Source organism: Blastomonas sp. (assembly GCF_041747255.1).
Classification (GTDB): domain Bacteria; phylum Pseudomonadota; class Alphaproteobacteria; order Sphingomonadales; family Sphingomonadaceae; genus Blastomonas.
The window spans coordinates 1-7,714 of record NZ_JBGTFM010000061.1; the positions used below are offsets into that span (position 1 = coordinate 1).

The 7,714-nt window shown below is 63.1% G+C and carries 7 protein-coding genes and 1 pseudogene; 6 read left to right on the forward strand and 2 right to left on the reverse strand.

From position 1 onward, the window contains the following. From ACEW8G_RS02245 to ACEW8G_RS02255, 3 genes and pseudogenes are all read left to right on the forward strand, one after another. Positions 1 to 444: pseudogene (locus tag ACEW8G_RS02245) on the forward strand (ABC transporter substrate-binding protein); the annotation flags it as partial. A gap of 28 nt (positions 445 to 472) precedes the next feature. Beyond that, positions 473 to 895 (forward strand): DUF4112 domain-containing protein, encoded by a 423-nt coding sequence (locus ACEW8G_RS02250; RefSeq protein WP_373486821.1) that lies wholly within the window; start codon positions 473 to 475, stop codon positions 893 to 895. Positions 896 to 1,226: 331 nt separating this feature from the next. After that, complete coding sequence (locus ACEW8G_RS02255; protein WP_373486822.1) at positions 1,227 to 2,111, forward strand: LysR substrate-binding domain-containing protein; 885 nt, start codon at positions 1,227 to 1,229, stop codon at positions 2,109 to 2,111. A 150-nt stretch (positions 2,112 to 2,261) separates the two neighbouring features. Here the strand turns inward: ACEW8G_RS02255 and ACEW8G_RS02260 are convergent, their stop codons facing one another. Then, positions 2,262 to 2,714 (reverse strand): peptidylprolyl isomerase, encoded by a 453-nt coding sequence (locus ACEW8G_RS02260; protein WP_373486823.1) that lies wholly within the window; start codon positions 2,712 to 2,714, stop codon positions 2,262 to 2,264. Between the two features lie 177 nt (positions 2,715 to 2,891). Between ACEW8G_RS02260 and mgtE the strand changes: the two genes are divergently transcribed. Further along, complete coding sequence (mgtE, locus tag ACEW8G_RS02265) at positions 2,892 to 4,322, forward strand: magnesium transporter (protein ID WP_373486824.1); 1,431 nt, start codon at positions 2,892 to 2,894, stop codon at positions 4,320 to 4,322. Further along, a complete protein-coding gene (locus ACEW8G_RS02270; protein ID WP_373486825.1) occupies positions 4,322 to 4,723 on the forward strand; it encodes a DUF1489 family protein in 402 nt (133 codons plus the stop codon). Before mgtE ends, ACEW8G_RS02270 begins: the two co-directional genes overlap by 1 nt. Before the next feature lie 148 nt (positions 4,724 to 4,871). Here the strand turns inward: ACEW8G_RS02270 and ACEW8G_RS02275 are convergent, their stop codons facing one another. Continuing rightward, positions 4,872 to 5,327, reverse strand: a complete 456-nt coding sequence (locus ACEW8G_RS02275; RefSeq protein WP_373486826.1) for a hypothetical protein — start codon at positions 5,325 to 5,327, stop codon at positions 4,872 to 4,874. A gap of 351 nt (positions 5,328 to 5,678) precedes the next feature. On the opposite strand from ACEW8G_RS02275, the gene uvrA reads away from it, so the two are divergent. Next, positions 5,679 to 7,714 (forward strand): excinuclease ABC subunit UvrA (gene uvrA, locus ACEW8G_RS02280; protein WP_373486827.1); only part of this gene is annotated, 2,036 nt, incomplete at its 3' end.

Below are 7,714 nucleotides of genomic sequence, written 5' to 3' on the forward strand. Positions count from 1 at the left end.
GATGGCACGCTGCCGGTGCTGCGCATCGCGTTGCCCGAAGGCCCCGGCAGCCGCCTGCTGTTCGGCAGGCTGAAGCAGGACCTCGCGACCATCGGGCTGGACAGCAAACAGGTCCCGCTGGACGCCTCCGCCGATCTGCGACTGATCGACGAGGTTGCCAATTATCGCCAGCCGACCTGGTTCCTCAACCGGCTGGCCTGTTCGGTGCGCCGGGTGTGCGACCAGGATGGCGACGTGCTGCTGGCGCAGGGGCGCCGGGCCGTCGATCCGGCAGTACGTGCGGCGCGGCTGGCCGAGGCGGAACTGTCGATCACCAATGCCAATGTCTACATACCGCTGGGAATGCCAATCCGCTTTGCATTGGCGCGGGGAAACATTCCGGGCTTCGCGATCACCGCCGATGGCTGGCACGCCTTGCCGGACATGACCGTGATCCCCAGATAGCAACCGGCAAGGGCGTTGGAGCAGACCTATGGCAAAACGACCCGAACAGTTTGAGCAGTTGCGCGCTGCCATGCCCGCGCTCGCCAACACCCCTGAGGCGATCCATGCCCGCGTGGCGATGATGGAACAGGTGCTGGAACGAAGCTTCACTTTGCCGATCCTGAACCGCAAGGTGGGGCTGGACTTTGCACTGGGGCTCGTTCCGGTGATCGGTGACATCGTCACCGGCGCGATGGGCCTGTATATCGTATGGGAGGCGCGCAACCTTGGCATGTCAAAACTGCAACTGGCGCGCATGGCCGCGAACGTCGGGTTTGATACGTTGCTCGGATCGGTGCCGTTGGTTGGCGACGCATTCGACCTGTTCTGGCGATCCAACACCCGCAACCTGAAGATCATCCGCAAGCATCTTGATCGCCATCACCCGGCGACCCGGATCATCGACCAATAAACGCAAGCGGGATTAAAACGGCATATTGCTCTTGCCCCGTCGGTGATGCCACTGGGCCGCACCAACTCGCCTCAAGCTGATTGCAATCTATGGATTAGTCGCTAATGCGAGCGTCAATAACAAAAAAAGGGCCAGCCCGAAGACTGACCCTATGAAGTTTTTAGGAGAGGATGCCTGAAAGGCAAAGCCAATATGGGTCAAACCCCATTATTGTGCAAGTGCGAAATGGCGCTTCGATGTTGCATAATTTGCAACCCAACTCCCCGAAATCCGCAATTTTTAGACTTTAGCGATTGCGCATTTGTATTGCAGTGCAATAATCCGAATCATTATGGCCATGCGACGACTGCCTCCGCTGCGTTCTCTTGAAGCGTTTCTGCGTGTCGCGCGACTCGGCTCCGCGAAGGCTGCTGCGAGCGAATTGGCGCTGTCGCCCTCGGCCCTCAGCCGCCGGATCGCGGGGCTGGAAGACTTTGTCGGCAAGAAGCTGTTCAAACGCTTCAACCAGCAACTCAAGCTCAACGAGGCAGGCGAGGCTTTGTACGAAAGCGTCGCGCCGACGCTGGATGCGCTTGCCGATGCCATCGCCGCGCACATCGATGACAGCCGCATTCTCAGGTTGCGGTTGGGTGTGCTGCCCTTGTTCGGCAGCCAGCGCCTGCTGCCGCGGCTGGGCGAACTGCGGACGCTCTATCCTTTGCTCCACATCGATGTGGAAACCTCGGGCCATGGCGACGCGCGGCTGGGCGACACGCTGGACGCGGCCATCGTGCTGGCCACAGACCCGGATCCGGCGCTGCATTCGGTGCGGCTCGACCGCAATTATGTGTATGCGATTGCCTCAAGGCAGCTGGTCGCAAGCCTGGGCAAAGAGCCCGATCTGGCGCTGCTCAACCGCCAGACTTTTCTGATCCACAATGACATGCCTAACTCGTTCGAGGCATGGAAGGCCAGCCTTGGCCTTGGCGACCTGCACCCGGCGTCGATCGACCATATGGACAGCGGCACCTTGCTGCTTGAGGCCGCAGCACAGGGCCTGGGCATCGCGATCATGCACGACGATCACCTCACCCGATCGGGCGACGCCCGGCTGGACAAGCTGTTCGATGTGCGCGTCGAAAGCCCCTACAGCTATTGGTTCGTATGCAAGCCCCGCGCGCTGGAAACCCGCGCGGTCCGGCTGTTCCATGACTGGCTGGTCGACGCGGGGATTTAACAATAATCCTCCTCGAACTTGCCTCGGGGAGGTGGCAGCGCGCAGCGCTGACGGAGGGGCAGTTGCGCGAAACTCAGCGCAGTGCCCCTCCACCATTCGCTGGAGCGAACGGTCCCCCTCCCCGAGACAAGCTCAGGGAGGATTTAAAGTTCAAGCAACCGTCGTCGATGCAATCACGCCGGGGTTTGCCGGCGGCTCGCCCTTGGGCAGCGCGTGGACGTGTTCCATGCCTTCGATCACCTGACCCCAGACCGTGTATTGCTTGTCAAGAAACCCCGCATCGGCAAGGCAGATGAAGAACTGGCTGTTGGCACTGTTCGGGTCCATCGTGCGCGCCATCGAGCAAATACCTTCGACGTGAGGCTCGGCGGAAAACTCCTGTTGAATGTCGGGCTTTTTCGATCCGCCGGTGCCGGTGCCGTTGGGGCAGCCGCCCTGCGCCATGAAGCCTGCGATCACACGGTGGAATTTCACCCCGTTGTAAAAGCCTTCGCTGGCCAGTTCGGTGATGCGCGCGACATGGCCGGGGGCGAGATCAGGGCGCAGCTTGATCACGACATCACCGCTGTCCTGAAGGTGAAGGGTTAGTGTTTCGGCAGTCATGGCGGTTCCTTTGTTTGGCGTAGAATCTGACCGCCGCTATAACGTCGCGGGCACGAATGTCACCCCTGCCGCATCGCGCCGCAGCAGCATTGCTTTTGCACCTGCGAAGCGCCAAACAGCGGCGGGTATGCGCGAGCATCCGCGCCCAAACTCAACCCGTTGCAAGAGGAGCAGGCGATGACCGACCAGATCGATGCCGACGCACGGCTCCGTGACGACGATGTGCCCGATGTCGAGGCCAGCACCAGCCTCGATGAGGACAACCGGCTGCTGCCCGAGTTCGTCCGACAGGTGCGCGATGCGCTGGACGATGGCGAGGACGAGACCGTTTATGATCTGGTCGAGCCGCTGCACCCCGCCGACATCGCCGACCTTTTCGAGCTGATCGAACGCGACTATCGCGGCCCGCTGGCGCGCGCGATCACCGATCTGATGGGCGCTGACGTGCTCACCGAACTCAATGATTACGTCCGCGACGATGTGATCGATGCGCTGCCCGCCGCGCAGGTGGCAGAGCTTGCCGGACAGCTGGAAACCGATGACGCGGTCGCGATTATCGAGGAGATGGACGAGGCCGACCAGCGCGCGGTGCTGGCCGAGCTCAATCCGGGAGACCGCGCTGCCATCGTCGATGCGCTGTCGTTCCCCGAGGAATCGGCTGGCCGCCTGATGCAGCGCGATCTGGTCGCTGTCCCTGAGCATATGAACGTCGGCCAGCTGATCGATTATCTGCGCGAACACCCGGACCTCACCACCGAGTTTTGGGAAATCTTCATCGTCGATCCGCAGCACCGCCCGGTCGGCACCTGCCAGCTTAGCTGGATTTTGCGCACCCCGCGCCACATCGCGCTCGCCGATGTCATGAAGCGCGACCAGACGCTGATCCCGACCGACATGGACCAGGAAGAGGTCGCGTTGAGGTTCCAGAAATACGGCCTGATTTCAGCGGCGGTGACCGATGGCGCAGGGCGTCTGGTTGGGCAGATCACCGTCGATGACATCATCCACATCGTCCAGGAAGAGGCGGGCGAGGACATCCTGCGTCTGTCTGGCGCGGGCGACGGCGACATCAACGAGCCGATCCGCCAATCCTACAGCAGCCGTGTGCGCTGGCTGATCGCCAATCTGGGCACTGCATTGGTCGCCAGCAGCATCATCGCGCTGTTCGGGGGCGCGATCGAGCAGCTGGTGGCGCTCGCCGTGCTAATGCCGATCGTCGCATCAATCGGCGGCAATGCGGGCACGCAGACGATGGCGGTGGCGGTGCGCGCGCTGGCGATGAACCAGCTGACCGAGTCGAACACCGGCCGCATCGTCGCGCGCGAACTGCGCGTCGCGGTGCTTAACGGGTTGACGGTTGCGGCGCTCACCGGCATCGGCACCGCGCTGGTGTTTGCCGATCCGATGCTGGGCGGGGTGATCGCGCTTGCGATCCTGTTCAACATCATCATCGCAGGCATGGCCGGTGTGATTGTGCCGGTGGCGCTCGACCGCTGGGGTCAGGACCCGGCGGTGGCGAGTTCGGTGTTCGTCACGATGATCACAGATTCGATGGGTTTTCTCGGCTTTCTGGGGCTGGCGGTGCTCAGCGGGCTGGCAAGCTTCTGATGCCGCTCAGCATGACCAAGATCGCGTTTCGCAGCGAGAGCGTGGCAACGCTGCGCCAATGGCTTGAGGCGCATGGCCCCGGGGGCGAGGCGCGGCTGACCACGCGCTATCTGCCCAAGCGCCATGCGGAGATGGTCGGCGGGTCGCTTTACTGGATCCATAATCGCGCCATCGTCGGCCGCAGCCCGCTGCTCGGCTTCATGGACAATGGCGAGGGGCGAATCTGGATACGGCTCGAACCGCGGCTGATCGCGGTGCAATCGATCCCGCGCCGCGCGCACCAGGGCTGGCGCTATCTGGAAGCCGCCGCTGCCCCGCCCGACCTTGGCGACGGCAGCGCGGACATTGAGGCAATGCCTGCTGAACTGGTGGGGGAATTGTCGAAGCTGGGGCTGGTTTAGGCAAGGCCCTACCGTGGGCCCAACCATCTTCCTACCTGCCCTGCCCACGCTGTGCCCGAGCCCGTCGAAGGCCCGGCGCCACAAGCCTGTGTGCAGCTTGAGCCCGCACCAATTCCTTTACGAACCAGCGCGGGCAGCCATCAGCAGGTCACTGGCGCGCGGCCACCGGGGTCTGTGCACAACGCTTGCGGTCGCCAGCGTTACAGGCGGCGACATCGGCTTGCCACTGGGTGTGGATAAAGTCGTACAATTGCTTGATCTGCGCATATTCGGCCTCGGCGCGGACGCGCGATTCCTGCGTGTTTTCATACAGCTTCATCTGGTTTTCGTAGCTGCTGCGCCGCGCTTCATATTCTGCCTGGTTTTCGGCATTGGTGCGCATCTGCGCGCGCTGCATAGCAAGCTCGCGCTGGTTGGCGGATTCGCGCGCGGCCTGCTCCTCGGGCGAACTTGGGTTGAGCGTGACGGCCGACGGCTCCATCGAACTGGTGTCGGGCGCTTCGGTTTCCTCAACAGGGGCTTGCTGGGCGCTGAGCGGTGCAGCGATCAGGCCAGCCGCCATGAGCGAGGCAAGTGAAACGGTTCGCAAAAAACGAATGGTCATACTGTGTGTCCTAACTGTAAAAGAAATTGTCGGTAACATGCCTACGCCAAACGCGCCACGACGTTCCTTTGCGGCGGCGACTATGCAGCGGGAGTGACGGGAATGGCCAACGGCAGTTAGCGGCTTGCCGGTGGTCTCGCCGATGCCCCGCGCTGTCGCGTGCCGCGCTGATGGCGACACGTATTCTTGGCGCGTGTGAGGATATTGACCACGTCGCCGCGGCGTATACGTATATAATTCGCCCTTACCAAACCGGTGTGTTAGCCCCATTTGTCTGCAACGTCGTTGTCGCTTCCGCTCGCTGACCGCCGCGCTTGCATCCCCTGAACAAATATGGAACATCACTGACCTATGAGTCTCACACATATTTCCGTGCGCGGCGCGCGCGAGCATAATCTTAAGGGCGTGGATATCGATCTGCCGCGCGATCAGCTGATCGTGATCACGGGCCTGTCGGGCAGCGGCAAATCGAGCCTCGCGTTCGACACGATCTATGCTGAAGGCCAACGGCGCTATGTCGAGTCCCTGTCGGCCTATGCGCGCCAGTTTCTTGAGATGATGCAGAAGCCCGATGTTGAGCATATCGACGGGCTGTCACCCGCGATCAGCATCGAGCAGAAGACGACCAGCCGCAACCCGCGCTCGACCGTCGCGACGGTGACCGAGATTTATGATTACATGCGGCTGCTGTGGGCGCGGGTGGGTGTGCCCTATTCGCCCGCCACCGGCCTGCCGATCACCGCGCAGACCGTCAGCATGATGGTTGACCGGGTGATGGCGCTGCCTGAGGGCACGCGTTTCTATCAGCTCGCGCCGGTGGTGCGCGGCCGCAAGGGCGAGTATCGCAAGGAACTCGCCGAATGGCAGAGGGCGGGCTTCACGCGGGTGCGGATCGATGGCGAGCTCTACGAGATCGACGCCGCGCCCGCGCTCGACAAGAAATTCAAGCACGACATCGAGGTGGTGGTGGACCGCCTCGCGGTGCGTGAGGGGATCGAAACCCGGCTCGCCGACAGCTTCGAAACCGCGCTGAAGCTGGCGGATGGGCTGGCTTTTGTCGATCTGGCGGATGGGACGGTTGCGGAGGCCAGCGCGGGTGCTTCGACAGGCTCAGCACGAGCGGATGTGGGCGCGGAGCCCTCCACCGCTCACCCTGAGCCTGTCGAAGGGCGAGCGGGCGCGCGGACCGGTGGCATGAAAAACACCGGCATCCCCGATAACCGCATCATCTTTTCCGAACGCTTCGCCTGCCCCGTCTCGGGCTTCACCATCGAGGCGATCGAGCCGCGCCTGTTTTCGTTCAACGCCCCGCAGGGCGCGTGCCCGGCGTGCGATGGCCTGGGCGAAAAGCAATATTTCGATCCGCAGCTGGTGGTGCCCAACGAGGACCTCAGCCTCAAGAAAGGCGCGGTCGTCCCATGGGCGAAATCCAACCCGCCCTCGCCTTATTACATGCAGGTGCTCGGCTCGCTGGCCCGCGCGTTCGGCTTCTCGCTCGACACGCCCTGGCGCGATCTGCCCGGCGAGGTGAAGCTCATCATCCTCCACGGCACCGCGGGCAAGCCGGTCACCCTGCGCTTTCAGGACGGGCGCAAATCCTATGAGGTGCAAAAGCCGTTCGAGGGCGTCATCGGCAACCTCAAACGCCGTCTGATGCAGACCGAAAGCACCTGGATGCGCGAGGAGCTGAGCAAATACCAGACCGCGCAGCCCTGCGAGGTGTGCGACGGCGCCCGGCTCAAGCCCGAGGCACGCTCGGTGAAGATCGCGGGCGAGGACATCTCGATCTCCACCCGCCGCTCGGTCGCCGATGCGCTGGCATTCTTCGAGACACTCAACGAAAAGCTCGGCCCGCAACAGCAGCAGATCGCCAAGGCCATCCTCAAAGAGATCATCGAGCGGCTGGGCTTCCTCAACAATGTCGGGCTCGACTACCTCAACCTCGACCGCACCTCCGGCACGCTGTCGGGCGGAGAGTCCCAACGCATCCGGCTCGCCTCGCAGATCGGCTCCGGCCTGTCCGGCGTGCTCTACGTGCTCGACGAACCCTCGATCGGCCTCCACCAGCGCGACAACGACCGTCTCCTCGTTACCCTCAAGCGCCTCCGCGATCTCGGCAACACCGTCATCGTCGTCGAACATGACGAGGACGCGATCCGCACCGCCGACTACGTCATCGACATGGGTCCGGGCGCGGGGGTGCACGGCGGCGAGGTGGTCGCGGCGGGCAAGCTCAAGGATGTGCTCAAGAACAAGAAGTCGCTTACCGCCGACTACCTCACCGGCCGCCGCTCGGTCGCCGTCCCCGCCGTCCGCCGCAAGGGCAACGGCAAGAAGCTCACCGTCCACGGCGCCACCGCGAACAACCTGAAATCCGTCACCGCCGC

Coding starts and splice junctions, on each gene's coding strand:
- ACEW8G_RS02275 (WP_373486826.1), bottom strand. CDS start 5,327: ATGACCATTCGTTTTTTGCGAACCGTTTCACTTGCCTCGCTCATGGCG.
- ACEW8G_RS02255 (WP_373486822.1), top strand. CDS start 1,227: ATGGCCATGCGACGACTGCCTCCGCTGCGTTCTCTTGAAGCGTTTCTG.
- mgtE (WP_373486824.1), top strand. CDS start 2,892: ATGACCGACCAGATCGATGCCGACGCACGGCTCCGTGACGACGATGTG.
- ACEW8G_RS02260 (WP_373486823.1), bottom strand. CDS start 2,714: ATGACTGCCGAAACACTAACCCTTCACCTTCAGGACAGCGGTGATGTC.
- ACEW8G_RS02270 (WP_373486825.1), top strand. CDS start 4,322: ATGCCGCTCAGCATGACCAAGATCGCGTTTCGCAGCGAGAGCGTGGCA.
- ACEW8G_RS02250 (WP_373486821.1), top strand. CDS start 473: ATGGCAAAACGACCCGAACAGTTTGAGCAGTTGCGCGCTGCCATGCCC.